Below are 24,860 nucleotides of genomic sequence, written 5' to 3'. Positions count from 1 at the left end.
GCCGGGGCCTCACGCAAACTCCCCGGGGGGCCTCACCCGAACGCTGCCGGGGCCTCACGCCAAACCCTGCGGGGTCTCACGCAAACCCTGCGAAGGCCTCACCCCTGCGAAGGCCTCACGCGAATTGCGGGGCGCCTCACGTGTACCCCGGAGGGCGCTTCGTCCTTCTCTCACGCCGGCCCGCCGCCGGCCCGTGCCGGCCGCCCCGTGTGAACGCCCGTCGCCCGGCCCTGACCGCCGGGCTTGACCGGGCCGCTAGATCAGCTGGCGGCGGGCCGCCCAGGCCACGGCCTCGATCGCCGTGGCGACGCCGATGCGGTCGCAGATGACCCGCAGCCGCCGCCGTACGGTGCGGCCGCTGATGTCCAGCCGCCTGCCGACCCGATCGACCGTGACCCCTTTGGCCAGCTCCGCCAGTAAAGCGAGATCGGCGTGGCTGAGTTGAACATCCTCAGTGAGCACTTCCATCGGGAGCCCTCCCCCCCAACAGCGCAGAACGTGGGCCTCTCGACCGGACCCAGGTTGCTCCTCGCAGACCGTAAACGGATCCTGGAAAGGTCGTCAAGCAATTACGTCTTCCATACTTGACCAGCACTATTGACATGATCCGAAATATGTGACGCCCTGACGATGAAGCGCTACGGATCGGCGTCTCATTCACGATCTCCCGCGCGCCTCACCTCCCTCGGAATCCGGCGGCTCAAGGGCCGTCGATCTTTCGGGACGCGATCCGTTCGATGGTGAATATCAGCGGGATCCGTACGCGCGTTACCGCGAGCCGGGAGCGTGCGCTCCGATCTTCCGTACGCGTCCGGTACGGCCCGTCGAGCGCCGGCCGCTCTGACGCCGTGCACCGCCGAAGCGAAGGCCCACCAGGTCAGCGCCCAGGACCGGCTCTCCGGCCAAACCCTCCCCGCCGTCACGAGTCGCCCGTGCCGGCGAGCCGGCGCAACGCCGGCACGCCTCCGGCCGCTCGGCGAGACGCCGATCGGGACGCCGATCGGGACGCCGCCGAGGAGCGTGACCGCCTGGCGGAGCCGGCCCGCTCGCCGCCCGTCAAGGTGATCGGCCGGCCGCCCGGCGTACCCGCACGGGGCCGCCTCGTGGAGTGCGGCACCGGCCCGCCGACTTGACCCGGTGCTTACAGACGATCGGTCGTCGGAAACCGGACGGACCAGAATGGCGCTCGGCGGGCCACTGGCGGGGGCGCTGTGCCGCGCGCCCCGGACACGCGCTCCCGAGCGCTCTGACGCCTGTTTGAGAGTGCCCCAGGCAGGGGGCTTCGGCCGGAGAAGATCCGGAAGGCCGGAGAAAATCCGGAAAGATGCCGCCCAAGACGCGCCCCCGGCACGAGACGCGCAGCGCCCCCCGCATGAGGCGCGCGGTGCCCCGCCCAAAACGCGCAGCGCCCCCGTCCCAAGACACGCGGCGTCCCCGCACGAAACGCGCAGCGTCCCCGCCCAAAACACGCGGCGTCCCCGCACGAAACGCACAGCGCCTCTGCCCGGAACGCGCGGCACAAGCAGCGCCGCACGGGCACAAGCGCTCCGGCGACTGCGCACGACGCGCGGGCGGCAGCGGCACCCCGCCGCAAGGAGCAAGGGCACCCGCCGCAAAAAGCACGGGACCCGCGCAAAAGCACAGGTCCCGTAGAAAGCGCGCGGGGCGGCCGCATCGGGCGGGCCGCCGTCCCGCACCATGCTCAGTGGGTGGGCTTGACCAGCGGGAACAGGATGGTCTCGCGAATGTTCTTGCCGGTGAACGCCATGATCATCCGGTCGATGCCCGCGCCCATGCCACCCGTCGGCGGCATCGCGTACTCGAGCGCCTGGAGGAAGTCCTCGTCGAGCTGCATGGCCTCGGGGTCGCCGCCGGCGGCCAGCAGCGACTGCTCGACCAGGCGGCGGCGCTGCTCGATGGGGTCGATCAGCTCGGAGTAGGCCGTGCCGAGCTCGGTGCCGAAGCCGATGAGGTCCCACTTCTCCGTCAGCAGCGGGTTGTCGCGGTGCTGGCGGGTCAGCGGCGAGGTCTCCAGCGGGTAGTCCATGACGAACGTCGGCTGCACCAGCGTGTGCTCGACGAGCGCCTCGAACAGCTCCTGCACGAGCTTGCCCGGCCCCCACTTCGGGTCCCAGTGGACCTCGCGGCGGTCGGCGATCTTGCGCAGCTCCTCGAGGGAGGTCGAGGTGGTGATCTCCTCGCCCACGGCCTCCGACACCGCGCCGTACAGGGTGATGCGCGGCCACTCCTTGAGGCCGAGGTCGATCTCGACGCCGTCGTGCACGACCACCGTGGTGCCCAGCGCGGCCACGACGGCCTTCTGGTACATGCGCTGGGTCAGGTCCGCCATGTCGTTGTAGTCGAGGTAGGTGCCGTACGCCTCGAGCATCGTGAACTCGGGGTTGTGCGTCGAGTCGGCGCCCTCGTTGCGGAAGTTGCGGTTGATCTCGAAGACCTTCTCGATGCCGCCCACCACAAGACGCTTGAGGTAGAGCTCTATCGCGATGCGAAGGTAGAGCTCCATGTTGTAGGCGTTGATGTGGGTCTTGAACGGCCGGGCCGCGGCGCCGCCGTGGATCGGCTGCAGCATCGGCGTCTCGACCTCGAGGTAGCCCTCCTCGTGCCAGAAGTCGCGCACCGCGCGCACGGTGGCGCTGCGGATGCGGGCCATCTTCCTGGCCTCGTCGTTGACGATGAGATCGACGTAACGCTGGCGGACCCGCGCCTCGGGGTCGGTGAGACCGATGTGCTTCTCCGGCAGCGGGCGCAGGCACTTGGCGGTGATCTGCCAGCTGTCGGCGAGGATGGACAGCTCGCCCCTGCGCGAGGTGATGACCTCACCGATCACGCCGACATGGTCGCCGAGGTCGACGTCGCGCTTCCACCTGGCCAGCGACTCCTCGCCCACCTTGTCGAGCGAGATCATCACCTGCAGGTCACCGCTTCCGTCGCGCAGGGTGGCGAAGCAGAGCTTGCCGCCCACGCGGCTGAGCATGACGCGCCCCGCGACCGCGACCTTGTCACCGGTCGAGGTGTCGGGCTCCAGGCCCTGGTATTTCTCCCTGACCTCGGCGTTGGTCGCCGTACGTGGGAAGTTCACCGGGTAAGGGTCGACGCCCTCGCTGCGAAGGCGGTCGAGCTTCTCCCTCCGGATGCGCATCTGCTCGGGAAGTTCGTCGCTCACACCATCAAAGGGTAGGGGATATGGCGAACTGAAAGGCTCGTCGGCCTCATGTAGATCCAGTGCAAGCGCTGGTCAGCGCGCTGTAGATCCTCTGCAAGAGTCCTGCTTTACATCTTTCTTACGAGCTCAGGGGGGAGCCGGCAGGGAGCCGGCCCAAGGGGAGCTCAAGGAGAGAAGATGTTCAAGAAGATCGCCACAGGGCTTCTCGCCGCGGCTGCGACGACCACGCTGGCCCTGTCACTTCCCACCGCCGCCCAGGCGTCCTCGTTCGGCCCTCGCGACAGCGTCGAGTCGTTCAGCACCTACTCGAGCAACAGGCTGGCCAAGGCCGAGGGCACGATCCGCGTCAACTGGGACGGCCGGCGCGACAACACGGCCGTCGTCCGCGGCCGCCTGTACGACCGCGACGCCCGCAGCTACCGCCAGGGCGGCAAGTGCGCGTGGGTGAGCTTCCAGGCCCGCAAGTTCCGCGGCGGCTGGGACACGGTCTACACCGACAAGTTCTGCGGCTTCCCGAACTCCAAGCTCATCCGCTTCCGCGTCTCCGACGTCTCGGGCGTGCGGGTGAAGGTCTGCCAGGCGGGGCCCGAGCGCCGCGCGTGGCCGACGCGGTGCGGCAACTGGGACTACATCTTCAGCGCCAGGGGCTGACATCCCCCGGCAGGCGAGCGGCCCTCCGCACCCGGCGGAGGGCCGCTTTCCTTGCGTACGCGGTCAGCCGGCGTTCCTGTGGTAGATCAGCCGCAGCCCGATGAGGGTGAGCCACGGCTCGTGCACGTCGATCGAGCGCGCCTCGCCCACCACGAGCGCCGCGTGGCCGCCGGTGGCCACCACGGTGACGTCGTCGGGGTCGTCGGCGAGCTCGGCGGCCATGCGCTCGACGATGCCGTCCACCTGGCCGGCGAAACCGTAGATGATGCCGGCCTGCAGCGCCTCCACCGTGTTCTTGGCGATGACCGAGCGCGGCCTGACCAGCTCGACCTTGTGGAGCTGCGCTCCGGCGGCCGCCAGGGCGTCGACGGAGATCTCGATGCCGGGCGCGGTGACCGCGCCGACGTACTCGCCCTTGGCGGAGACCGCGTCGAACGAGGTGGCGGTGCCGAAGTCGACGATGATGCAGGGGCCGCCGTACTGGTCGATGGCGGCCAGCGCGTTCACGATGCGGTCGCTGCCGACCTCTTTGGGGTTGTCCATGCGTACGGGCACCCCGGTGCGGATGCCCGGCTCCACGATCACCGCGGTCACGTCGCCGTAGTAGCGGCGGCACATCTCGCGCATCTCGTTCAGCACGCTCGGCACGGTGGAACAGATGGCGATGCCGTCGACGTCGGCCCCTTTCAGCAGCGGCGACTGTGCCAGCAAGCCTTGGAGTACGACCGCGATCTCGTCGGCGGTGCGCCGGGCGTCGGTGGCGAGCCGCCAATGCTCGATGACGTCCTCGCCCTCGAACAGCCCCAACACCGTGTGCGTGTTGCCGACGTCGATCGTGAGCAGCATCAATTACCCCCGCAGATCAAGTGCGATGTCCAGGGCCGGCGCTGAGTGCGTTAGCGCTCCCACCGCAAGGTAGTCGACGCCAGTGTCCGCCACATCACGGGCCGATTCCAAGGTCAATCCCCCGCTCGCTTCAAGAGCAACCCTATTTTCCGCCCGATTTTTCACGACTTGTACGGCACGCGCCGTGTCCTCGACCGTGAAGTTGTCGAGCAGGATCAGCTCCGCCCCCTCGTCGAGCACCGGTTCGAGCTGGTCGAGCCGGTCGATCTCCACCTCGATCGGCAGGTCCGGGTACCGCTCCCTGACCGCCCTGAACGCCTCGGCCACGCCGCCCGCCGCCACCACGTGGTTGTCCTTGATGAGCGCCGCGTCCGACAGCGACATGCGGTGGTTGACACCGCCGCCGCAGCGCACCGCGTACTTCTCCAGCGCCCGCAGCCCCGGCAGCGTCTTGCGGCTGTCGCGCACCCGCGCGCCCGTACCGCGGATCGCCTCGACCCAGCGGGCGGTCAGCGTGGCCACGCCGGACAGGTGGGTGAGCAGATTGAGCGCGGTGCGCTCGGCCGTCAGCAGCCCGCGTACCGGACCCTCCAGCGTCATCAGCACGTCGCCGGCCCTGACCCGCTCGCCGTCCTTGGCCGCCCGCTCGGCCCGCACCGCGCCCAGCCGGGCGAACACCGCCTCCGCCACCGCGAGCCCCGCCACCACGCCGTCCTTGCGCGCCACCACGTCGGCCACCGCCCGCTGCTCCGCCGGGATCGTGGCCAGGCTCGTCACGTCGCCCGCCTCCTGCAGGTCCTCCTCCAGCGCGCGGCCGATCAGGGCGTCCACCTCCGCCGGATCCAGCCCGGCCGCAGCCAGCTCCTGCGCCAGGCGCGCCGGCATCGCGTCCCCATGCGGCGTGTACGTCATGCGAAGCCCCTCCTCGGTCAGGGTCACATCCAGGTGGCCCAGCCACTCGTTGTCATCGCGCGCCTCGTGGTCCTCGCGCCAGTGCGAGCCGCGCGTCTCCAGCCTGGCCGCCGCCGCTCCGGTGAGCACGGTGGCCACCGTGAGCAGGTTCGTGGCCTCCCACGACTCGGTGCACGGCGGCACCGCGACCGGCGTCCAGCGGGCGTCGCGCAGCGCCCGCGCGGTCTGCAGCAGCGAGTCGCGGCTGCGCAGCACGCCCGCGCCGTTGCTCATGTGGGCCTGGATCCTGGGCCTGACCCGCGGGTCCACCAGGCCCTCATGGGCCGTGCCCGGCACCGGGTCGCCGGGCGACGGCCTCGACGCGTGGATGTCCTCCGCGATGCGCTCGGCGAAGACCAGCCCTTCGAGCAGCGAGTTGGAGGCCAGCCGGTTCGCGCCGTGCACGCCCGTGCAGGCGACCTCGCCGCAGGCGTACAGGCCCTCGATGGAGGTACGGCCGCGCAGGTCCGTACGGACGCCGCCGCTCGCGTAGTGCGCGGCGGGCGCGACCGGGATGGGCTCGCTCGCCGGGTCGATGCCGTGCTCGCGGCAGACCGCGTAGATGGTCGGGAAGCGCGACTCCCACGTCTCGCGGCCCAGGTGGCGGCCGTCGAGGTAGACGTGCTCGCGCCCGCTCTCGCGCATCCTGCGCATGATGGCCTTGGCCACGACGTCGCGCGGCGCGAGGTCGGCCAGCTCGTGGACGCCCGTCATGAACCGTTGGCCCTCGTGGTCGATGAGGAACGCGCCCTCGCCCCTGACCGCCTCCGAGATCAGCGGCTGCTGCCCGGTCGAGCCCTCCCCCAGCCACAGCACCGTCGGGTGGAACTGCACGAACTCGATGTCGCGCACCACCGCCCCCGCCCGCAGCGCGAGCGCCACGCCGTCGCCGGTGGAGACGACCGGGTTCGTGGTGACCGCGTAGACCTGGCCCATGCCGCCGGTGGCCAGCACCACCGCCCTGGCGTGCACCGCGCCGACGCCGTCGCGCGCGCCCTCGCCCATGACGTGCAGGGTCACTCCCCTGGCCCGGCCCTGGGCGTCCTTGAGCAGGTCGAGCACCAGGGCGTGCTCGATCACCTCGATCGAGGCCGCGCGCACCGCCTCGACCAGCGCCCGCTGCACCTCGGCGCCCGTGGCGTCGCCGCCCGCGTGCACGATCCTGCGCCTGCGGTGCCCGCCCTCCCTGGTGAGCTGCAGCTCGCCGTCCGGTGTGCGGTCGAAGCGGGCGCCGCGCTCCATCAGCCGCCGCAGCGCTCCCGGGCCCTCGGTGACGAGCGTGCGCACCGCCCGTACGTCGCACAGCCCCACACCGGCGAGCAGCGTGTCGTTCAGGTGCTCGTCGGGGGTGTCGCGCGGGTCGAGCACGGCCGCGATGCCGCCCTGCGCCCAGCGGGTCGAGCCGGACGACAGCTGGTCCTTGGTGACGACCAGCACCTTGGCCTCCGGCTCCAGCTCGGCATAGTGCAGGGCCACGGTCAGGCCCGCGATGCCGGAGCCCACGACGACCACGTCCGCGTCCACGGTCCAGCCGGGACTGGGCGCGGTCAGGCGCAGGGGAATCGCCGGTGCACTCATGGGGGTCTCCTCACTGAGGCGATTTCGTCACTATGACGATAACGCCTGCGCCGGCGTGCCCCCGCCCCGGGGTGTGCGGCGCGTCAGGCGGGGTGCCGGTCCGCGGGGTTGAGGGTGATCGTGACGTTGTCGATGAGCCGGGTGGTGCCGACCCTGGCGGCGACCGCGAGCACGGCCAGGCCCTCGTAGTCGTCGCCGACCTCGACGAACGTGGCCGGATCGACCAGCACGAGGTAGTCGACGTCGAGCGCGGGCCCGGCCTCGTCGAGCACCTTGCGCGCCTCGGCCCGGATCTCGGCGGGGGTGAGCCGGGCGGCGCCGGCCCGCAGCGCCCGCGACAGCGTCAGCGCCACCCGCCGGTCCTCCTCGGACAGGTAGCGGTTGCGGCTGGACATCGCCAGGCCGTCGGGCTCGCGTACGGTGGGGGCGCCGAGGATCTCGATCGGCAGGTCGAGGTCGGCGACCATGCGCCGGATGAGCGCGAGCTGCTGGGCGTCCTTCTGCCCGAAGACCGCGAGGTCGGGCTGGACGAGGTTGAACAGCTTGAGCACGACCGTGAGCACGCCGTCGAAGTGTCCTGGACGCGCGGCGCCCTCGACGATGCGGCCCATCTCGCCGGCGGAGACGCTGACCTGGCGGTCGGGGGCGTACATCTCCTCGGCGGAGGGATGGAAGACGACGTCGACGCCCTCGGCCCGGCAGACGTCCAGATCGGCATCAAATGTACGGGGATAACGCGAAAAATCCTCGTTAGGGCCGAATTGCAGGGGATTGACGAAAATGCTGACCACAACCTGATCGGCGCGCACCCGGGCCAGCCTGATCAGCGACCTGTGCCCCTCGTGGAGCGCGCCCATCGTGGGCACCAGCGCCACCGTGCCACTACGCCGTGCCTTGACCAGGTCTTCCCGGTTCCTGGCGACGATCAGCTCCATAAGTGCCCTCCGAACGCTACGGTCAGGTCCATATATTGCCCCCGAGCGCGTCGAGCAGCCGCTCCGCCTCCTCCGGCTTGAGCAGCCCCGCGGCCAGCGCCCTGTCCGCGGTGAGCCTGGCCAGCGCGATGTAGGCGTCCGCCGCCTCGGGCGCGGCCAGGATGAGCGCGTCGACGTGTTTGCGCACGGTGCCGGCGTCGCCGCGGACGACCGGACCCGTCAGCCCCGCGATACCGAGCCGCAGCACGTTGTCGAGTGCGGCGCCGAGCAGCGGCCCCAGCATCCTGCCGGGATGCTCGACCCCGATGCGGCGCAGCAGGTCGGACGACTCGGCGATGAGCGTGACCATGTGGTTGGCGGCCCCGGCCAGGGCCGCGTGGTAGAGCGGGCGGTCACTGTCGGCGATCCAGACCGGCTCGCCGCCCATCTCGATCACCAGCGCCTCGGCGACGGGCCGCAGCACGTCGGGCGCGGTGACACCGTAGGAGATGCCGGTGAGCTTGTTGAGGTCGTCGTCGCGGCCGGTGAACGTCATCACCGGGTGCAGCGCGAGCGGCAGCGCGCCGGCCTCGGCGGCCGGGTCGAGCACCGACAGCCCGTACGCGCCGCTGGTGTGGACGAGCATCTTGCCCCGCAGGTCGGCGCCCGTGCCGGCGAGCCCGCAGACCAGGTCAGGCAGCGCGTCGTCGGGCACCGTCAGCAGGACGAGCTGGGCGGCGGCCACCACTTCGTCGGGCCTGGACGGCGAGACGCCGAGCCGCTCGGCGGCCCACCGCTGGGAGCGGTCGGACACGCCGCTGGCGGCCACCACCCGGTGGCCCGCCTGCGCGAGCGCCGCGCCGAGGGCGGAGCCCACCTTGCCGGCGCCCAGCACACCGACGGTCAGCCGTGCCGGGCGGTCCCCTGCGTCCATGACGTCTCACCCCTGACCAACGCGATGGCACTGCCGACCAGCGTAACCGTCTCGCGGAGTGGCGAGTGTGACCGGTGTTTTGCCGCGCGTTGAGTTACCGACAAAAAGGGCAAGGGCAGACAAATTGGTGCACCCCCTGTCGGAAGAGATGAGGAGAGGGGCCATCGCAATGGCAGCGGGCGCCGAGTCCCTGAGGACCCGACGCCCGCGATCTGTGCATGACCCCTTGGGAGTGCACCGGCGGATCGACCGCCGACTGATCCGCCGGGATACGATCCCGGGCCGGCCCGCGCCGGCCCGGGATCATCTCTTTCGTCGCTCAGTGGTGGCTGGGGGCGTAGGCCTTGGCGCCACCCTGGCAGCCCGCGCTCGCGAAGCCGATGACGGCGATCGCGTTGCCGCAGACGTTGATCGGGGCGACGATCGGGACGTGGACCTGGTTGCCGGAGATAACGCCGCCGTTGCCGCTGGTGATGTCGGCGTGTGCCGGGGCGGCCAGCGAGAGCATGGCGACGGCACCGGTCGCGACCAAGATCTTCTTCAGCACGAGGGCTCCTCTCTTCGCGGCATCACACCGCGGGGGCTGGTTCGGGGAGTGAAAGGCCATGCCACTTGGGGGTTGGCAAAGCGCAATCACTCGGTGACAACGGGTAAACGCTACCGCAACTCCAGGACGTGCAGTAGTCATTCCATGACAGTGCGTCGCCGCGGAAAGTCATGAGATAGTCCAGACATGTGGCTGACCTGGCGCGCCGCGACCGAACGCGCGCTGTACGGCGAGGAGGGCTTCTACCTCCGCGAACGCCCATCAGGCCATTTCCGCACCTCCGTCAGCGCGTCCGCGGCCTTCGCGGAGGCGGTGCTCACCCTGCTGGCGGAGGTGGACGCCGAGCTGGGCAAGCCTGACGTGCTCGACCTGGTCGACATCGGGGCGGGCGAGGGCGCGCTGGTGGCCCGCGTGCTCGAACGCGCCGAGCCGGGGCTGCGCGACCGGCTGCGGGTCACGGCCGTGGACCTGTCGCCGCGGCCCGGCGACCTGCCCGACGAGATCACCTGGTCCAGGAGCCTGCCCGACACCATCACCGGGCTGGCCATCGCCAACGAATGGCTCGACAACGTGCCGCTCGACGTGATCGAGCAGACCTCGGAAGGGCCGCGGGTGGTGATGGTGAACGTCCACACGGGCGAGGAGCGCCTGGGCGGCCCGCCGCACCCCGCCGACCGCGAATGGCTCGACCGGTGGTGGCCGCTGACCCGGGTGGGCGCCCGCGCGGAGATCGGCAGACCGCGCGACGAGGCGTGGGCGTCCGTTCTCGTACGCCTCACCAGGGGCCGGGCGATCGCCGTCGATTATGCACATCCTGTGGATAACCGTCCGCCCTGTGGAACGCTGACCGGATACCGGGACGGGTCGGTCGTGACCCCCGTACCCGACGGGAGCTGCGACATCACCGCACACGTCGCGCTCGACGCGTGCGCCGAGGCCGGGCGGCGGGCCGGCGCGATATCCACAACCTTGTCCACACAGCGCGAGGCGCTGCGCGAGCTGGGGCTGACCGGCGCGCGCCCGCCCCTTGAGCTGGCCCGCACCGATCCGCGCGGCTACCTGCGCGCCCTGGCGCGCGCCTCCGAGGAGGGCGAGCTGCTGGAGCCGACCGGTCTCGGCGGCTTCGGCTGGCTCAGCCAGACCAAGTAGGCCCACCGGCCCGCGACGCGGAGCGCCCCAGGCGGCCACCGGCGCCGGCCCGACGGCGGGCGGCGGCCGGCGGAGTGCTCAGGCGGGGGTGGCGGTGAGGTCGAGGGCGCGCAGGCCGCGGATGACGTAGCCGGGCTTCCACTCGGGCTCTTCACGCAGCTCCAGCTCGGCCGTACGGTCGAGCAGCGCCCCGAACGACTCGGCCAGCTCGATCCTCGCCAGCGGCGCACCGAGGCAGAAGTGGATGCCGGCCCCGAACGAGATGTGCGGGTTGTCGGCGCGCCCGATGTCGAGCCGGTCGGGGTCGTCGAACACCTCGGGGTCCCTGTTGGCCGAACCGAACAGCAGGGCCACCTCGGAGCCGCGCGGGATCCGCACGCCGTGCACCTCGATGTCCTCGAGCACCCACCGCTCGAACATCTGCAGCGGCGTGTCGAAGCGCAGCAGCTCCTCGACGGCGGTGGGCAGCAGCGAGCGGTCGGCCCGCAGCCTGGCCAGCTCGCCGGGGTTGCGGAACAGCGACCACCAGCCGTTGCCCGTGACGTTCACGGTGGCCTCGTGGCCGGCGTTGAGCAGCAGCACGCAGGTGCCGACCAGCTCGTCCTCGGTCAGCTCATCGATCCGGGTGAGCGCGCTGATGAGGTCGTCGCCGGGCGCGGCGCGCCGCTCGGCGGCCAGGGCCTTGAGGTAGTCGGCGAACTCCGACGCCGCGCGTACGGCGGTGTGCTGGGCCTCCAGGGTGGGGTTCAGCTCGTACATGCCGCAGATGTCGGCCGACCAGGGCCGCAGCAGGTGCCGGTCGCTTTCGGGGATGCCGAGCATCTCTGCGATGACGGTGACCGGCAGCGGCTCGGCGACCTCGGCGATGAGGTCGCCGCCGCCCTTCTCCACGTACGCGTCCACCAGCTCGCCGGCGATGGACCTGACGCGGGGCCGCAGCGACTCGACCATGCGCGGCGTGAACGCCTTGGAGACCAGCCGGCGCAGCCTCGTGTGCACCGGCGGTTCCACGTCGAGCATGCCCGCCCTGATCACGCGCCAGAAGGGCTCCTGGAACTCCGGCTCCGGCGGCCTGCCGAACTCCTCGTGGGTCGCCACGTGCAGGTACGAGCGGCCCAGCCGGCGGTCTCTGAGCAGCGCGTTCACGTCGGCGTGCCGCGCGATGAGCCACTGGTCGGTCGGCTCGAAGTAGGTCACGGGCGACTCGCGCCGCAACTCGTCGTAGACCCCGTACGGGTGCGCTACGAAATCCGGATTCCAAGGATCAAAGCCCACTATTTCATCTTAGGAGTGACCTGCTGCTTCTTCGCGTGCCTGCTGCGTACCCGGATGTTGAGCAGCTCCACCACGACGGAGAACGCCATCGCGAAGTAGATGTAGCCCTTCGGGATGTGCTGGTCGAAGCCCTCGGCGACGAGCATCACGCCGATGAGCACGAGGAACGCCAGCGCCAGCATCTTGATCGTGGGGTGACCGTCGACGAACCGGCTGATCGGCCCGGACGCGAAGAGCATCACGCCCACCGCGACGATGACGGCCGCGATCATCACGCCCAGCTCGTCCACCATGCCGACCGCGGTGATCACCGAGTCGAGCGAGAAGACGATGTCCAGCACCATGATCTGCAGGATCACGGAGACGAAGGAGGTGGCCGCGGCCCTCTCGCCGCTCTCCTCCTCATCGTACGGCGCCTCCATGTTGTGGTGGATCTCGGTGACGCTCTTGCCCAGCAGGAACAGGCCGCCGAGCAGCAGGATCAGGTCGCGTCCAGAGATCTCGTGGCCGAAGACGGCGAACAGCGGATCGGTCAGCCGCACCACCCATGACAGGCCGAGCAGGAGGAGCAGCCGGCTCACCAGGGCGGCGCCGAGGCCGAGCACCCGGGCGCGGTCGCGCCGCTCGGGCGGCAGCTTCCCGGCGAGGATGGAGATGAAGATGATGTTGTCGATCCCCAGCACGATCTCCAGGGCGACCAGGGTTAAGAAGCCGATCCAGATCTGCGGATCGGCCACCCAGTCGAGCATCGGGAACCTCCGTGACTTCGGGTGCTTACGGCTACCCGGGTAGCAACGAGTCGGAGGTCACATAAGTTCGCTGTTGCGTTTTCCGCCGGGCCGTCGGTTATAGTTCAGCCCGTAGGTCATGAGCGCCAGCGTCAAGCCCCGGCTAGCTGGCCGGCAACCCTCGCGTCCGCGGCGGGGTGCCCCGGGTGAAGACCTGGTCCGTCACGAGGTGTGGCGGGCAAGCGCGGGCTCCGTGGCTGCTTCCAGGGGCCCGATGGTCCCGAAGGAGGTTTGCCGTGTCCACTCTGACGATCTTCAGCTCCGGCCGCGCCGCCACCGAGAACACCGCCGGCGAGAACACCGCCGGCGAGAGCACCACCCCCACCGCGCAGCAGCGCCGGCCGATCCCCGCCGTGTTGGGCTCCGACCTGGAGGTGCCGGTCAAGGGCGGCCGCCTGATCGGATACGCCAACCTCGACTACGCCGCCAGCGCCCCCTGTCTCGAGCCGGTCAGCGCCGCCGTCACCGCCGCGCTTCCGGCCTACTCCAGCGTCCACCGCGGCGCGGGCTACGCCTCGCAGCTCACCACCGCCCGCTACGAGCAGGCGCGCCACACCGTACGCGCCTTCGTCGGCGCCCGCCCCGACGACGCGGTGATCTTCACCCGCAACACCACCGACGCCACGAACCTGCTGGCCAGCTGCCTGCCCGAGGGCTGCACCACGGTCGTCTTCGACACCGAGCACCACGCCTCGCTCCTGCCCTGGCCCAACGCGATCCGGCTGGCGCCGCCCGCCTTCCCCGGCGAGGCCGTACGCGCCGCCGACGAGACGCTGGCCGCCATCGACGGCCCCAAGCTGCTCGTCGTCACCGCCGCGTCCAACGTCACCGGCGAGCTGTGGCCCATCGCGGCCCTGGCCCACATCGCGCACCGGCACGGCGCGCGGATCTTCGTGGACGCGGCGCAGTACGTACCGCACAGGAAGCTCAACCTCACCGCGCTCGACCTCGACTACATCGCCTTCTCCGGCCACAAGCTGTACGCGCCGTTCGGCGCGGGCGCGCTGGTCGGGCGGCGGGACTGGCTGGCCGAGGGCGAGCCGTACCTCAAGGGCGGCGGCGCGGTGCGCTCGGTCGGCGAGAGCGTCGAGTGGCACGACGACCCCGAGCCGCGCCACGAGGCCGGCACCCCCAACGTGCTGGGCGCCATCGCCCTGGCCGCGGCCTGCGACGCGCTGACCGCGACCGGCTGGACCGAGCTGGTGCGCGAGGAGGAGCGGCTGCTCGCCCGGCTGCGCGCCGGGCTGGCCTCGATCGACGGGGTGCGCGAGCTGTCGCTGTGGGGCCCCGACCACCCCCGGGTGGGCATCGTGTCGTTCACCGTGGACGGCTACTCGGCACGGGAGGTGGCCGAGGTGCTGTCCAGCGAGTACGGCATCGGGGTGCGCGACGGGAAGTTCTGCGCGCACCCGTTCGTCCGGCACCTGCTGGGGACCGCCGACGGGGGCTGCGAGGACGGCACCGCCTCCGCCGTGCGGGCCTCGATCGGCATCGGCACCACGCAGGAGCACGTGGACCGGCTGGTGTCGGCCCTGCGCGACCTGGTCTCCCGCTGAGCCCTGAGCCGCAGCGCGTCAGCGCGAGCGCGGGTCGTCCCGGTCCGCGCCCCGGAAGGTCAGCGGTTCGGCGGCTTGCGGTGCTGGGGCGGCTCGTCGGCGACCAGGGAGTCGATCTCCCGCATGTCGTCGTCGCTGAGCCGGCTCGCCCGCTCCTGCCGGGAGCCCCCGGGCTCGTGCCGGGGCGCGGTCTGCTGCCGCGGCACCTCCGGCTGCTCGGTGGTGGCGGACCTGGCGGGCGTGTTCGGCCCGCCCGCGCCGGCTCCCGTCGTGGCACCCGTCGTGGCACCCGTGCCGGTACGGCCCGGCCGCTCGGACACCATGCCCTCGTTTGCGCGTTCGTGCCGCTTGCGCCACTTGCGGCGGAAGATGCCGTCGATGCCGAAGCGCCCGCCGCCCAGCGCCACGAACAGCAGGCAGAGCGCGCCGAGCGCCGCCGCGAGCTCCCAGCCGCCCTGGTCCACGAAGACGCCCTTGTCCCAGTGTGCGAAGACGACCGCGCCGATCATGTTGATCAGCAGCAGCAGCGCCACCGGCCGGACCAGCGCCCCGAGGATGAGCAGCACCCCGCCGATGAGCTCGACGACCATGGCGTAGCCCGCGGCCAGCTCGGGCATCGGGATGCCCATCTCGCTGAACATCCCCGCGGTCGCGGCGTGCCCGCCCTGCCACTTCTGCCATCCGTGCGCGACGAAGATGACGCCGAGCACGATGCGCGCGATCAGGGCCGCGATGTCGAAGAGAACTCTCTTCATGCTCCTTCTCCCCCCGTTCCAGCTACTCCTCCCCGTGTGCCGCTATGGGATGCCATCGCATACCATCTCTTGACCAAACCCCCTGCTGGATCACCGGTGACGACGGTGGGAGCATGGCCGTATGACGGAACGCGTGGTCGGAATCGGCGCGGGAGCCAAAGAGCTGGCCACCGAGGACATGATCCTCAACATCGGCCCGCAGCACCCGTCCACCCATGGCGTGCTGCGGCTGCGGCTGACGCTCGACGGCGAGCGCATCACCGCCGCCGAGCCGATCGTCGGCTACATGCACCGCGGCGCGGAGAAGCTGTTCGAGGTGCGCGACTACCGTCAGATCATCATGCTCGCCAACCGGCACGACTGGCTGTCGGGATTCGCCAACGAGCTGGGCGTGGTCATCGCCGCGGAACGCATGCTCGGCATGGAGCCGCCCGTGCGCGCCGTCTGGGCCCGTACGCTGCTGGCCGAGCTCAACCGCGTGCTCAACCACCTGATGTTCCTCGGCTCCTACCCGCTGGAGCTGGGCGCGATGACGCCGCTGTTCTACGCGTTCAACGAGCGCGAGCGCATCCAGGCCGTCATGGAGGAGATCTCCGGCGGGCGCATGCACTACATGTTCAACCGCGTCGGCGGCCTGAAGGAGGACCTGCCGCTGGGCTGGCTCGACCGGGTGTCGGCGGCCGTCGCGGAGACCCGCCGCCGGGTGCCGGACATCGAGAACCTCATCCTGCACAACGAGATCTTCATCGCCCGCACCAAGGGCGTGGGGGTGCTGACCCGCGAGCAGATCATGCAGTACGGCGTCAGCGGCCCCATCGCCCGCGCCTCCGGGGTGGACTTCGACCTGCGGCGCGACGATCCGTACCTGGCCTATGGCGAGCTGCCGGTGAAGGTCGTCACGCGCGGCGCGGGCGACTGCCACGCGCGCTTCGAGGTGCTGCTCGACCAGCTCAAGGTCTCGCTCGACCTGGCCGACGCGTGCGTCGAACGGCTGCGCGAGCTGCCGCCGGGCCCGATCAACCAGCGGCTGCCGAAGGTGCTGAAGGTGCCGGAGGGCCACACGTACGCGTGGACGGAGAACCCGCTCGGCATCAACGGCTACTACCTGGTCTCCAGGGGCGACAAGACGCCGTGGCGGCTCAAGCTGCGCTCGGCCTCCTACAACAACATCCAGGTGCTGCGGGAGATGCTGCCGGGACACGTGGTCGCCGACATGGTCGCCATCCTCGGCTCGATGTTCTTCGTCGTGGGTGACATCGACAAGTGACCGCACAACAACGCGACAAGTACATCGACTGGCTCCGCGCGATCAGCCTGATCGTCGTGGTGGTGTGGCACTGGGCGTTCACCATCCTGGAATGGAAGCCGCAGGGCCCCGAACCCACCAGCCCGCTCGGCTTCACCTCCGGCCTGTGGATCCTCACCTGGCTGCTGCAGGTGCTGCCGCTGTTCTTCTACGTCGGCGGCCACGTGCACCTGCTGTCCTGGCACCGGGCCAAGGATCGGGGCGTCGGCATCGGCGCGTTCGTGCTGCGGCGCATCCGCGCGCTCGCCTTACCCGCGCTGTTCCTGTCCGGGGTGTGGGTCGTCATCGGGGCGATGGTGACGTACGCCTTCGGCGTGGACTGGATGTGGCGGGTGGTGCTGCTGGTGCTCAGCCCGCTGTGGTTCCTCGCCGTCTATCTCGTGCTCATCGCGCTGCTGCCGGTCGCGCTGTGGCTGCACCGCCGCTACGACGTGCTCGCGCTGATCTGGCTCGGCGGCGCCGCCCTCGTGGTGGACGTGCTGCGCTTCCGCTACGGCCTCGACTGGGTCGGCTGGCTCAACATGATCGTCGTGTGGGGTCTCGCGCACCAGGCGGGCTTCTTCTACGACCGGGTCGTGGAGCTGCCCAGGCGGTACGATGCCGCGCTGCTGTGGACCGGGTTCTTCGCCCTCTTCGGCCTCGTGTACTCCGGCATCTACCCGGGCTCGATGGTGGGCGTGCCGGGCGACAAGTGGTCGAACATGGCGCCGCCCACGTTCGTCATCGTCGCGCTGCTGCTGTTCCAGATCGGGCTGGTCGAGGTGCTGCGCCCGGCCATGGAGCAGGTGCTCGAACGGCCGCGGTGGCGGCGGCTCAACGCGTTCATCAACCGCTACTCGCTGCCGCTGTTCCTCTTCCACACCACCGGCATGGCCATCTCGCTCGGCCTGTCGTGGTGGCTGTTCGGCACGCTCGGCGACACGATCCCGCCCGACCTCGTGTGGTGGCTCGAACGCCCGCTCGCGATCGTCGGGCCGCTGATCTGCACCGCCCCCGTCATCTACCTGTTCGGCCGCCGCCGCGCCCCGGTCGGCCAAACGCAGGACAAGGCCGTCGGCGGGTCCATAAGCTCAAGACATGGCTGAGATCGCCTTCCGGGCCAACGCCGAGGACGAGCGGATCATCCGTACCGCGTTGCGGGAAGGTGAGCGGCCGAGCGACGTGCTGCGCCGCGCGCTGCGCCTGCTGCAGCGCGAGATGTGGCACGACCGCCTCGCCGCCGCGCGGCGGGCCGTCGAGGAGGGCCAGCCGGACGAGCGCTAGTCGCGCGGCTGCTCGTCCTCGGGCTTCTTCGGCACCTTGCAGCAGTGCTCCAGGTAGAGCGCGGCGCAGACGAGCAGCACGCACGACACGAACGAGCCCGTCGCGATGAAGAACTCGCCGCGCGGCGTCTCGCGGTCGAGCAGTTGCGAGGTGTGCAGCGCGAAGCCGGCGAAGATGCCGCCGAAGACCGCGCCCGCGTACGCCGACGCCTTGGCCAGCGCGGCGAGGCGGGCCACCGCGAGCGGCTCGACCGGCTTGGTGCCGGGCTTGCGCGCGATCCTCGCCTTGGTGGCCCAGCCGCTGTAGCCCTCGCCCAGCGCCAGCAGCAGCAGCGTGGGGATCGCGGTCCACGGCAGCACCGGCCAGCCGCCGTAGTCGCCCATCATGATCGCCGCCCAGGTCGCCAGGGAGACGATGATCAGGATGCCGACGAGGGGACCAGGAGACGTTGGCTTCAATCGGGCCTCTGCAGCTTGAGATCCTCACGCAGGCGCACGCCCCGCCGATCGAGCCCTTCGAGCAACCCGGCCACCGCGCCCTTGCCGGGCAGCTCCCCCTCGGGGTCGGCGGCCGCCCACGGCACCAGCACGAACGCGCGTTCGTGCGCCCGCGGGTGCGGCAGCGTCAGCTCGGGGTCGTCGGAGACGACGTCGCCCACCACGATCAGGTCGATGTCGAGGGTACGCGGGCCCCAGCGCTCAAGGCGCTCGCGGCCGAACGCGTTCTCCACGCTCAGCGCCCGCTCCAGGAGCGTGCGCGGCTCCAGCGTGGTCTCCGCGATGACGATCGCGTTGAGGTACGGCCGCTGCCCGCCGGGGCCGCCCACGGGGTCGGTCTCGTAGACCGGGGACGCCTTGACGAACTCCAGCCCGGGGGCGTCGAACAGGGTGTCCACCGCCCCCTGGAGGGTCGTGAACCTGCGCCCCAGGTTGCTGCCGAGTGAGAGCACCACCTTCATGCGCGGCTCCGCTCGATGGTCACGATCACGTCGTCGAACGGCAGCGGAATCGGCGCCGCCGGTTTGTGCACGCTCACCTCGACCTTGCGCACCGGCTCGCGCGCCAGGCACACGTCGGCCAGCCGCTGGGCGAGCGTCTCGATCAGCGCGACCGGCTCACCCTCCACCACCGCGGCCAGGTCCTGCGCGAGCTCCCCGTAGTGCACGGTCTTGGTGAGGTCGTCGCCGGCCGCCGCGGGCGCGGTGTCGAGGTACAGAGTGGCGTCCACGACGAACTCCTGCCCCAAATCGCGCTCCGCAGCGAGCACGCCGTGCCTCCCCCTGACGCGCAGGCCCTTCAGGGTGATGCGGTCAGCGCTCAAGCTCGCCTTCCTCCTCATCGTCGTCGTCGGCCTGCAGCACCGGCGACCCGTGATGCATCCACAGCCGCCAGCCCTGCGGGGTGCGGATGTAGACGTTGCTCGCCACCACCTTGCCCGCGGCGAAGCTCGCCTCGCCCTCCTCCCCCGCGGTCAGGATGTTCTCCACGCAGGTCAGGACGGCCACGTCACCCAGCACGGTGGTGTTGACGTCGGTCAGCACGAACTGGATGTAGGTGGTGTTGGCCATGATCAGGGCCCACGACCGCAGCACCTCGGAGCGGCCCGTCAGCAGGGTCCAGCCCGGGTGGACGCAGCTCACCTGGTCGTCGGCGGTGTCCTCGGCCCAGATCTCGGTCATCTTGTCCAGGTCGCCGCTTTCGATGGCGGCGTAGAACTCCTGGTTCACCGTCTCGACGGCGGCGGTGTCGACGCTGCTCATGTGCCTGCTCCGGCTCTCTTCCATGCGGCGGCCACGCGCACGGCATCGGCGTTGGGACGTACCTCGTGCACGCGCACGCACCAGGCTCCGGCCTGGGCGGCCAGCGCGGTCACCGCCAGCGTGGCGTCGTCGCAGCGGCTGAACGGCCTGGGCGTGCCGTCGGGATCGGCCAGCAGGCGCCCCAGGAACCGTTTGCGTGAAGCCCCGATCAGCAGCGGGAAGCCCAGCTCGGCCAGGCGGGGGATGCCGGCCAGCAGCGCCCAGTTGTGCTCGGCGTTCTTGGCGAAACCGAGGCCCGGATCGAGCACGATCTGCTCCTCCGTGACGCCCTCGGCCAGCACCAGATCGACCCGCTTGCTCAGCTCTTCGCGCACCTCCGTCACCACGTCGGTGTAGATGGCGCGGCTGTCCATGTCATGGCTGTGGCCACGCCAGTGCATGACCACGTAGGCGACGCCGGTCGCGGCCACCACGCGCGGCATCTCCGGGTCGGCGAGACCGCCGCTCACGTCGTTGACCAGCCGCGCCCCCGCCTCCACGGCCGCCTGCGCGACCTCGGCGCGCATCGTGTCGACGCTGACCACCACCCCGCCGGCGGCCAGCTCCCGGATCACCGGGACCACCCGGGCCAGCTCCTCCTCCTGCGAGACCCTGGCCGCGCCCGGACGGGTGGACTCGCCGCCCACGTCGACGATGTCGGCGCCCTCGCGCACCAGGTCGAAGCCATGCCGGACGGCGGCCTCGGGGTCGAACCACTTACCGCCGTCGGAGAAGGAGTCGGGCGTCACGTTGACCACACCCATGACGAGGCACCGCTCCGCACCTCCCGGCACGCTGATGGGCACGCTAGTCATGGGCCAAGCCTAGGCGCTTCTTCGCACCTGCTGACATCGTGGGTACCCCGTTCGCCGCGTGCGAGCAGATCAGCGCCCGAGGATGAGCGCCATGGCCTCGGACCGGGTCTTGTCACTCGTACGGAAGTCGCCGCGCACCGCCGACGTGACGGTCTTCGCGCCCGGCTTGCGCACGCCGCGCATCGTCATGCACAGGTGCTCGCACTCCACCACGACGATGACCCCGCGCGGCTCCAGCACCCGCATGAGCGCGTCGGCGATCTGCGAGGTCATCCGCTCCTGCACCTGCGGCCTGCGGGCGAACACGTCGACCAGCCTGGCCAGCTTGGACAGCCCCGTGACCTGGCCCTTCTCGTTGGGGATGTAGCCGACGTGGGCCAGGCCGTGGAACGGGACGAGGTGGTGCTCGCAGGTCGAGTAGACCTCGATGTCGCGTACGAGCACCATCTCGTCGTGATCGACGTCGAACACCTTGTTGAGCACGTCCTCCGGCGTCTGGCCGAGCCCGGAGAACTGCTCGGCCATGGCGCGGGCGACCCTGGCGGGCGTCTCGATCAGGCCGTCGCGGTCGGGATCCTCGCCGATGGCGTAGAGGATCTCGCGAACGGCCTTTTCGATCCGCCCGAGGTCGACGTCGTGCTGGGTCACGACGTGCTGTCCCCAGAGGGCAGCGCGTCCTTCTGACCGCCGTTGGTGAGCGCGCCGTTGGCCGACTGCTCCTTCGGGGTCAGGATGGGCGGGCGGTCGGAGGGCAGCCGCTTGCCGTAACCGGCGTAGGACGGGCGGTGCTCCTTGACCACCACGGGAGCGAAGATCTCCAGCACCTGCTCGCGGGAGAGGGTCTCCTTCTCCATGAGCTCCAGCACCAGGTTGTCGAGCACGTCGCGGTACTCGACCAGGATGTCCCACGCCTGGTCGTGCGCCGTCTCGATCATCCGGCGGACCTCCTCGTCGATCGTGGAGGCGATCTTCTCGGAGTAGTCGCGCTCGTGGCCCATCTCGCGGCCCAGGAACACCTCCGCCTGGCCGGTGCCGAACTTACGGGCGCCGAGCTGCTCGCTCATGCCGTACTCGGTCACCATGCGGCGGGCGACGGCCGTGGCCTTCTCGATGTCGTTGGAGGCGCCGGTGGTGGGCTCGTGGAAGACGAGCTCCTCCGCCGCGCGGCCGCCCAGCAGCATCGCGAGCTGATCCATCATCTCCGACCTGGTGGCCAGGAACTTGTCCTCCATCGGCAGCGTCATCGTGTAACCGAGGGCGCGGCCGCGGGACAGGATCGTGATCTTGTGGACCGGGTCGGAGTTGGGCAGCGCGTGCGCCACCAGCGCGTGACCGCCCTCGTGGTAGGCGATCATCTTCTTTTCCTTGTCGGACATGACCCGGCTCTTGCGCTCGGGCCCTGCCATGACGCGGTCGATCGACTCCTCGAGGACGTCCATCGTGATCAGCTTCTTGTCGGCCCGCGCGGTGAGCAGGGCCGCCTCGTTGATCACGTTGGCCAGGTCGGCGCCGGTGAACCCTGGGGTGCGGCGCGCGATGACGTCGAGGTCGACGTCGGGCGCGAACGGCTTGCCGCGGCCGTGGACCTTGAGGATGCCCTTGCGGCCCTCCAGGTCGGGACGGTCGACCGTGACCTGCCGGTCGAAACGGCCGGGACGCAGCAGCGCCGGGTCGAGGATGTCGGGCCTGTTGGTCGCGGCGATGAGGATCACGCCGCCCTTGACGTCGAAGCCGTCCATCTCGACGAGGAGCTGGTTGAGCGTCTGCTCGCGCTCGTCGTGACCGCCGCCCAGGCCGGCGCCGCGATGGCGGCCGACGGCGTCGATCTCGTCGATGAAGATGATCGCGGGGGCGTTCGCCTTCGCCTGCTCGAACAGATCGCGCACGCGGGAGGCTCCGACACCGACGAACATCTCGACGAAGTCGGAACCCGAGATCGAGTAGAACGGCACCCCGGCCTCGCCGGCGACCGCGCGGGCCAGCAGGGTCTTACCGGTGCCGGGCGGGCCGTAGAGCAGCACGCCCTTGGGGATCTTGGCGCCGATCGCCTGGAACTTCGCCGGGGCCTGCAGGAACTCCTTGATCTCCTGCAGCTCCTCGATGGCCTCATCCGCACCCGCGACATCGGCGAACGTGGTCTTGGGGGTGTCTTTCGTGATGAGCTTCGCCTTCGACTTGCCGAAGTTCATCACCCGCGAGCCGCCGCCCTGCATCTGGTTCATGATGAACAGGAAGATCAGCACGATGATGACGATCGGCAGGAAGCTGACCAGCAGGCTCAGCAGGACGTTCTCCTGCGGCACCTCGGTCGTGAAGCTCTTGGTCTTGCCGGCGTCGACCTGGGCCTGCAGCTCGTCGGTCAGCTTGCTGCCGTAGCCGGTGACCCAGTCGGACTGGATGAGGTTGGTCGGAGTGCCGCCCGGCTCAACCGCGACCGGGTTGATGAGCTTCACCTCGATCCGGTTGTCCTTGTCGACGATCTTGGCGTTGCTGACGTTTCCGGCGCGAATCTGCTGAAGAACCAAGGACGTGTCGGCCGTCTTGTAATTGCCACCGCCACTCCAGAGCTGAGTGACGAGGAGGAGCAGCACGACGATGCCCAGGATCCACAGCAGTGGCCCACGTGTAAATCGCTTGAGATCCATCCGATGCGGAACCCCTTGCGGGCCCGTCCCTTCCTGACCATGGCCTGGAACCCCGGGCACGCCCGGGGCCGCGGCATCCGACACCGCGACTTCTGACTACCCGAAGGGGACACGGGGTCACCCTCCCGGAGTCTGAAGGTACACCGGCGAAGCGCACGGAGGGACCCGCCCGCTGCACCGGCCTTGCCCTATCAACGTACGTCAGGTTGCGCCATGTTCCCGGCCATTGCCGAAACGGAGGGCCCTATCCGTTATCGATATACGTGCGGAGCGAGGGTGCCGATGAACGGCAGGTTGCGGTATCGCTCCGCGTAGTCGAGCCCATAACCGATGACGAACTCGCTGGGAATGTCGAAGCCCACGTATTTGACGTCGATCGGCACCTTGACCGCGTCGGGTTTCCGCAGCGCGGCGCAGATCTCCAGCGACGCCGGATTGCGCGACTTCAGGTTTTCCAGCAGCCAGTGCAGGGTCAGGCCCGAGTCGATGATGTCCTCGACGATCAGCACATGGCGGTTCATGATGTCGGTGTCGAGGTCTTTCAGCACGCGTACGACGCCGGACGACTTGGTGCCCGCCCCGTACGACGACACCGCCATCCAGTCCATCTGCACCGGCACGTGCAGCGCTCTGGCCAGGTCGGCCATCACCATGACCGCGCCCTTGAGCACCCCAACCAGAAGCACTTCCTTGCCCGCGTAATCCTCGTCTATGCGGGCCGCGAGTTCTTTGATCTTCGCCTGGAGCTCGTCCTCGGGAATGAGCACCTTTTCCAGGTCATTGCCCATGTCGGCAGCGTCCACCTGTGGTTCCTTACGGGATGGGACTGATGGCGAATATCAGGGTGCCATACCGCCGGACGGCCGACAGACCCCCGGGCAGGTCCACCGCTTTCTGCCCCCGCCAGTGCGTGACCAGCCGGTCCACGGCCAGCACGTGCGTGGCCGAAAGCGCGCCGGACGGCGCTCCCGCCGTGATCGCCGCCCTGCGCAGCACCCGCCGCCTGACGGCGTCCGGCAGCTTCTCCAGCTCCGCCACCGCCAGCCGTACCGACCCGCCGATATCGCTAAGAGCGCAATTTTCGTACGCAGCGTCCGCCCACTCGTCGAGCGCGTCCGCGTCCTCACGGGCCAGCGCGGCCGTCCGCGCCAGCGCCTCCGCCACCCCCGGGCCCAGCTCCTCCTCCAGGACCGGCAGCACCCTCCTGCGGACCCTGACCCTCGTGAACCTGGGATCCTCGTTGTGCGGGTCGTCCCACGGGGTCAGGCCCAGCGCCTCGCAGGCCGCCCTCGTCGTCCTCCTCGGGATGCCCAGGAACGGGCGGCGATACCGTCCCGCCACGGCCGCCATCCCCGACAGGCTGCGCGTACCGCTGCCCCTGGCCAGGCCCAGCAGCACCGTCTCCGCCTGATCGTCGCGGGTGTGACCGAGCAGCACCGCCTCCGCGCCCAGCCGGTCGGCCGCCTCCGCCAGCGCGGCGTACCTCGCCTCCCTGGCCGCCGCCTCCGGGCCGCCGTTCGTACCGACCGTCACGGCGATCGCCTCCGCCGGCTCCAGCCCCAGCTTCGCGCCGAGCGACACCACCTCTGCGGCCCGCTCCCCCGACCCCTCCTGCAGCCGGTGATCGACCGTCACCAGCCCGGCACGCAGCTTCACGCGCGGCGCCACGAACCCCGCCGCCGCCGCCAGCGCCACCGAATCGGCCCCGCCGCTGCATGCCACGAGAACGAGCGCGCCGTGCGGCAGATCGGCCAGCGCCTCCCGCACGGCCCGGCGAACGTCGGCAACAGCCGGATGCGGACCCACGCCCCCATTCTCCCGCCACCGCGCGCGGCACTCGACGAGCCCGAAGACAGTCCCCGGGGCGCGCCAGTCACCGTCGACGCCGGCAGCCGCCTCCCCGCC

25 protein-coding genes and 1 riboswitch are annotated in these 24,860 nt (G+C 70.4%); of the genes, 6 read left to right on the top strand and 19 right to left on the bottom strand.

Features of this window, described 5'->3' with window-relative positions:
* Nucleotides 1-255: 255 nt before the first annotated feature.
* Both ACGFIM_RS19565 and lysX read right to left on the bottom strand, forming a co-directional pair.
* Nucleotides 256-468 carry a LuxR C-terminal-related transcriptional regulator gene (locus ACGFIM_RS19565; RefSeq protein ID WP_364063986.1) on the bottom strand — a complete coding sequence of 71 codons (213 nt, stop codon included), beginning with the start codon at nucleotides 466-468 and terminating at the stop codon, nucleotides 256-258.
* Between the two features lie 1,234 nt (nucleotides 469-1,702).
* Nucleotides 1,703-3,184: a bifunctional lysylphosphatidylglycerol synthetase/lysine--tRNA ligase LysX gene (gene lysX, locus ACGFIM_RS19560; protein ID WP_393202077.1), complete on the bottom strand. Its 1,482-nt coding sequence runs from the start codon at nucleotides 3,182-3,184 to the stop codon at nucleotides 1,703-1,705.
* Between the two features lie 177 nt (nucleotides 3,185-3,361).
* On the opposite strand from lysX, the gene ACGFIM_RS19555 reads away from it, so the two are divergent.
* Entirely contained in the window at nucleotides 3,362-3,835 is a 474-nt protein-coding gene (locus ACGFIM_RS19555) for a hypothetical protein (protein ID WP_393202075.1), read from the top strand.
* Nucleotides 3,836-3,898: 63 nt separating this feature from the next.
* Here the strand turns inward: ACGFIM_RS19555 and ACGFIM_RS19550 are convergent, their stop codons facing one another.
* The 5 genes from ACGFIM_RS19550 to ACGFIM_RS19530 form a co-directional block, all read right to left on the bottom strand.
* Complete coding sequence (locus ACGFIM_RS19550) at nucleotides 3,899-4,681, bottom strand: type III pantothenate kinase (protein WP_393202073.1); 783 nt, start codon at nucleotides 4,679-4,681, stop codon at nucleotides 3,899-3,901.
* Between the two features lie 3 nt (nucleotides 4,682-4,684).
* Nucleotides 4,685-7,210, bottom strand: coding sequence for an L-aspartate oxidase (locus tag ACGFIM_RS19545; RefSeq protein WP_393202071.1), 2,526 nt, complete (start codon nucleotides 7,208-7,210; stop codon nucleotides 4,685-4,687).
* An 83-nt stretch (nucleotides 7,211-7,293) separates the two neighbouring features.
* Nucleotides 7,294-8,145 (bottom strand): pantoate--beta-alanine ligase, encoded by an 852-nt coding sequence (panC, locus tag ACGFIM_RS19540; protein WP_393202069.1) that lies wholly within the window; start codon nucleotides 8,143-8,145, stop codon nucleotides 7,294-7,296.
* A gap of 22 nt (nucleotides 8,146-8,167) precedes the next feature.
* On the bottom strand, nucleotides 8,168-9,058 hold the full coding sequence (locus ACGFIM_RS19535; protein WP_393202066.1) for a Rossmann-like and DUF2520 domain-containing protein: 891 nt from the start codon (nucleotides 9,056-9,058) through the stop codon (nucleotides 8,168-8,170).
* A gap of 319 nt (nucleotides 9,059-9,377) precedes the next feature.
* Nucleotides 9,378-9,605, bottom strand: a complete 228-nt coding sequence (locus ACGFIM_RS19530; RefSeq protein ID WP_393202064.1) for a chaplin family protein — start codon at nucleotides 9,603-9,605, stop codon at nucleotides 9,378-9,380.
* Between the two features lie 186 nt (nucleotides 9,606-9,791).
* Between ACGFIM_RS19530 and ACGFIM_RS19525 the strand changes: the two genes are divergently transcribed.
* Nucleotides 9,792-10,754 carry an SAM-dependent methyltransferase gene (locus ACGFIM_RS19525; protein WP_393202062.1) on the top strand — a complete coding sequence of 321 codons (963 nt, stop codon included), beginning with the start codon at nucleotides 9,792-9,794 and terminating at the stop codon, nucleotides 10,752-10,754.
* A gap of 78 nt (nucleotides 10,755-10,832) precedes the next feature.
* Here the strand turns inward: ACGFIM_RS19525 and ACGFIM_RS19520 are convergent, their stop codons facing one another.
* On the bottom strand, nucleotides 10,833-12,029 hold the full coding sequence (locus ACGFIM_RS19520; protein WP_393202060.1) for a cytochrome P450: 1,197 nt from the start codon (nucleotides 12,027-12,029) through the stop codon (nucleotides 10,833-10,835).
* A complete protein-coding gene (locus ACGFIM_RS19515; protein WP_393202058.1) occupies nucleotides 12,029-12,778 on the bottom strand; it encodes a TerC family protein in 750 nt (249 codons plus the stop codon). Before ACGFIM_RS19515 ends, ACGFIM_RS19520 begins: the two co-directional genes overlap by 1 nt.
* Nucleotides 12,779-12,892: 114 nt before the next feature.
* Nucleotides 12,893-13,008: riboswitch (SAM riboswitch) on the top strand.
* A gap of 45 nt (nucleotides 13,009-13,053) precedes the next feature.
* On the opposite strand from ACGFIM_RS19515, the gene ACGFIM_RS19510 reads away from it, so the two are divergent.
* A complete protein-coding gene (locus tag ACGFIM_RS19510; RefSeq protein WP_393202056.1) occupies nucleotides 13,054-14,373 on the top strand; it encodes an aminotransferase class V-fold PLP-dependent enzyme in 1,320 nt (439 codons plus the stop codon).
* 59 nt (nucleotides 14,374-14,432) lie between these two features.
* Here ACGFIM_RS19510 and ACGFIM_RS19505 read toward each other — a convergent pair whose 3' ends face one another.
* On the bottom strand, nucleotides 14,433-15,128 hold the full coding sequence (locus ACGFIM_RS19505; protein WP_393202054.1) for a DoxX family protein: 696 nt from the start codon (nucleotides 15,126-15,128) through the stop codon (nucleotides 14,433-14,435).
* A gap of 121 nt (nucleotides 15,129-15,249) precedes the next feature.
* Between ACGFIM_RS19505 and ACGFIM_RS19500 the strand changes: the two genes are divergently transcribed.
* From ACGFIM_RS19500 to ACGFIM_RS19490, 3 genes are read left to right on the top strand one after another with little or no spacing between them, the layout of a single operon-like run.
* Nucleotides 15,250-16,395 (top strand): NADH-quinone oxidoreductase subunit D, encoded by a 1,146-nt coding sequence (locus ACGFIM_RS19500; protein ID WP_393202052.1) that lies wholly within the window; start codon nucleotides 15,250-15,252, stop codon nucleotides 16,393-16,395.
* Complete coding sequence (locus tag ACGFIM_RS19495; protein ID WP_393202050.1) at nucleotides 16,392-17,519, top strand: acyltransferase; 1,128 nt, start codon at nucleotides 16,392-16,394, stop codon at nucleotides 17,517-17,519. Before ACGFIM_RS19500 ends, ACGFIM_RS19495 begins: the two co-directional genes overlap by 4 nt.
* The gene (locus ACGFIM_RS19490) at nucleotides 17,512-17,697 is read left to right on the top strand and encodes a hypothetical protein (protein ID WP_393202048.1); all 186 of its coding nucleotides are present in this window, start codon (nucleotides 17,512-17,514) and stop codon (nucleotides 17,695-17,697) included. The genes ACGFIM_RS19495 and ACGFIM_RS19490 overlap by 8 nt, the downstream gene beginning before the upstream one ends.
* On the opposite strand, the gene ACGFIM_RS19485 is transcribed toward ACGFIM_RS19490, so the two are convergent.
* The 9 genes from ACGFIM_RS19485 to tilS all read right to left on the bottom strand — a co-directional run bounded on the left by ACGFIM_RS19485 (nucleotide 17,694) and on the right by tilS (nucleotide 24,761).
* The gene (locus ACGFIM_RS19485; RefSeq protein WP_393202046.1) at nucleotides 17,694-18,155 is read right to left on the bottom strand and encodes a DUF3180 domain-containing protein; all 462 of its coding nucleotides are present in this window, start codon (nucleotides 18,153-18,155) and stop codon (nucleotides 17,694-17,696) included. The two genes, ACGFIM_RS19490 and ACGFIM_RS19485, sit on opposite strands and share 4 nt — an antisense overlap.
* Entirely contained in the window at nucleotides 18,152-18,655 is a 504-nt protein-coding gene (gene folK / locus ACGFIM_RS19480; protein ID WP_393202044.1) for a 2-amino-4-hydroxy-6-hydroxymethyldihydropteridine diphosphokinase, read from the bottom strand. Before folK ends, ACGFIM_RS19485 begins: the two co-directional genes overlap by 4 nt.
* Nucleotides 18,652-19,017, bottom strand: a complete 366-nt coding sequence (gene folB / locus ACGFIM_RS19475) for a dihydroneopterin aldolase (protein WP_393202042.1) — start codon at nucleotides 19,015-19,017, stop codon at nucleotides 18,652-18,654. The genes folK and folB overlap by 4 nt, the downstream gene beginning before the upstream one ends.
* Nucleotides 19,007-19,456 (bottom strand): nuclear transport factor 2 family protein, encoded by a 450-nt coding sequence (locus ACGFIM_RS19470; RefSeq protein WP_364064036.1) that lies wholly within the window; start codon nucleotides 19,454-19,456, stop codon nucleotides 19,007-19,009. Before ACGFIM_RS19470 ends, folB begins: the two co-directional genes overlap by 11 nt.
* The gene (gene folP, locus ACGFIM_RS19465) at nucleotides 19,453-20,310 is read right to left on the bottom strand and encodes a dihydropteroate synthase (protein ID WP_393202039.1); all 858 of its coding nucleotides are present in this window, start codon (nucleotides 20,308-20,310) and stop codon (nucleotides 19,453-19,455) included. The genes ACGFIM_RS19470 and folP overlap by 4 nt, the downstream gene beginning before the upstream one ends.
* Nucleotides 20,311-20,379: 69 nt before the next feature.
* Nucleotides 20,380-20,958, bottom strand: coding sequence for a GTP cyclohydrolase I FolE (gene folE / locus ACGFIM_RS19460; protein ID WP_393202037.1), 579 nt, complete (start codon nucleotides 20,956-20,958; stop codon nucleotides 20,380-20,382).
* Nucleotides 20,955-22,955 carry an ATP-dependent zinc metalloprotease FtsH gene (gene ftsH, locus ACGFIM_RS19455; protein WP_393202035.1) on the bottom strand — a complete coding sequence of 667 codons (2,001 nt, stop codon included), beginning with the start codon at nucleotides 22,953-22,955 and terminating at the stop codon, nucleotides 20,955-20,957. The genes folE and ftsH overlap by 4 nt, the downstream gene beginning before the upstream one ends.
* Nucleotides 22,956-23,206: 251 nt before the next feature.
* The gene (gene hpt / locus ACGFIM_RS19450) at nucleotides 23,207-23,758 is read right to left on the bottom strand and encodes a hypoxanthine phosphoribosyltransferase (RefSeq protein ID WP_364064046.1); all 552 of its coding nucleotides are present in this window, start codon (nucleotides 23,756-23,758) and stop codon (nucleotides 23,207-23,209) included.
* Nucleotides 23,759-23,768: 10 nt separating this feature from the next.
* Nucleotides 23,769-24,761 carry a tRNA lysidine(34) synthetase TilS gene (tilS, locus tag ACGFIM_RS19445; RefSeq protein ID WP_393202032.1) on the bottom strand — a complete coding sequence of 331 codons (993 nt, stop codon included), beginning with the start codon at nucleotides 24,759-24,761 and terminating at the stop codon, nucleotides 23,769-23,771.
* Nucleotides 24,762-24,860: the final 99 nt, after the last annotated feature.

The sequence above is a fragment of the Nonomuraea sp. NPDC049309 genome, from assembly GCF_043196965.1.
GTDB lineage: Bacteria > Actinomycetota > Actinomycetes > Streptosporangiales > Streptosporangiaceae > Nonomuraea > Nonomuraea fastidiosa.
Note: the sequence above shows the minus strand (reverse complement) of the source record. Positions and strands in the feature narration are given on the sequence as shown.

What these genes read in the sequence shown, in the direction of transcription:
- ACGFIM_RS19500 (WP_393202052.1), top strand. Translation starts at nt 15,250, where the DNA reads ATGACGGAACGCGTGGTCGGAATCGGCGCGGGAGCCAAAGAGCTGGCC.
- ACGFIM_RS19490 (WP_393202048.1), top strand. Translation starts at nt 17,512, where the DNA reads ATGGCTGAGATCGCCTTCCGGGCCAACGCCGAGGACGAGCGGATCATC.
- ACGFIM_RS19535 (WP_393202066.1), bottom strand. Translation starts at nt 9,058, where the DNA reads ATGGACGCAGGGGACCGCCCGGCACGGCTGACCGTCGGTGTGCTGGGC.
- ftsH (WP_393202035.1), bottom strand. Translation starts at nt 22,955, where the DNA reads ATGGATCTCAAGCGATTTACACGTGGGCCACTGCTGTGGATCCTGGGC.
- folK (WP_393202044.1), bottom strand. Translation starts at nt 18,655, where the DNA reads ATGAAGGTGGTGCTCTCACTCGGCAGCAACCTGGGGCGCAGGTTCACG.
- panC (WP_393202069.1), bottom strand. Translation starts at nt 8,145, where the DNA reads ATGGAGCTGATCGTCGCCAGGAACCGGGAAGACCTGGTCAAGGCACGG.
- ACGFIM_RS19545 (WP_393202071.1), bottom strand. Translation starts at nt 7,210, where the DNA reads ATGAGTGCACCGGCGATTCCCCTGCGCCTGACCGCGCCCAGTCCCGGC.
- ACGFIM_RS19525 (WP_393202062.1), top strand. Translation starts at nt 9,792, where the DNA reads ATGTGGCTGACCTGGCGCGCCGCGACCGAACGCGCGCTGTACGGCGAG.
- folP (WP_393202039.1), bottom strand. Translation starts at nt 20,310, where the DNA reads ATGACTAGCGTGCCCATCAGCGTGCCGGGAGGTGCGGAGCGGTGCCTC.
- ACGFIM_RS19470 (WP_364064036.1), bottom strand. Translation starts at nt 19,456, where the DNA reads ATGAGCAGCGTCGACACCGCCGCCGTCGAGACGGTGAACCAGGAGTTC.
- ACGFIM_RS19550 (WP_393202073.1), bottom strand. Translation starts at nt 4,681, where the DNA reads ATGCTGCTCACGATCGACGTCGGCAACACGCACACGGTGTTGGGGCTG.
- ACGFIM_RS19505 (WP_393202054.1), bottom strand. Translation starts at nt 15,128, where the DNA reads ATGAAGAGAGTTCTCTTCGACATCGCGGCCCTGATCGCGCGCATCGTG.
- ACGFIM_RS19555 (WP_393202075.1), top strand. Translation starts at nt 3,362, where the DNA reads ATGTTCAAGAAGATCGCCACAGGGCTTCTCGCCGCGGCTGCGACGACC.
- ACGFIM_RS19515 (WP_393202058.1), bottom strand. Translation starts at nt 12,778, where the DNA reads ATGCTCGACTGGGTGGCCGATCCGCAGATCTGGATCGGCTTCTTAACC.
- ACGFIM_RS19565 (WP_364063986.1), bottom strand. Translation starts at nt 468, where the DNA reads ATGGAAGTGCTCACTGAGGATGTTCAACTCAGCCACGCCGATCTCGCT.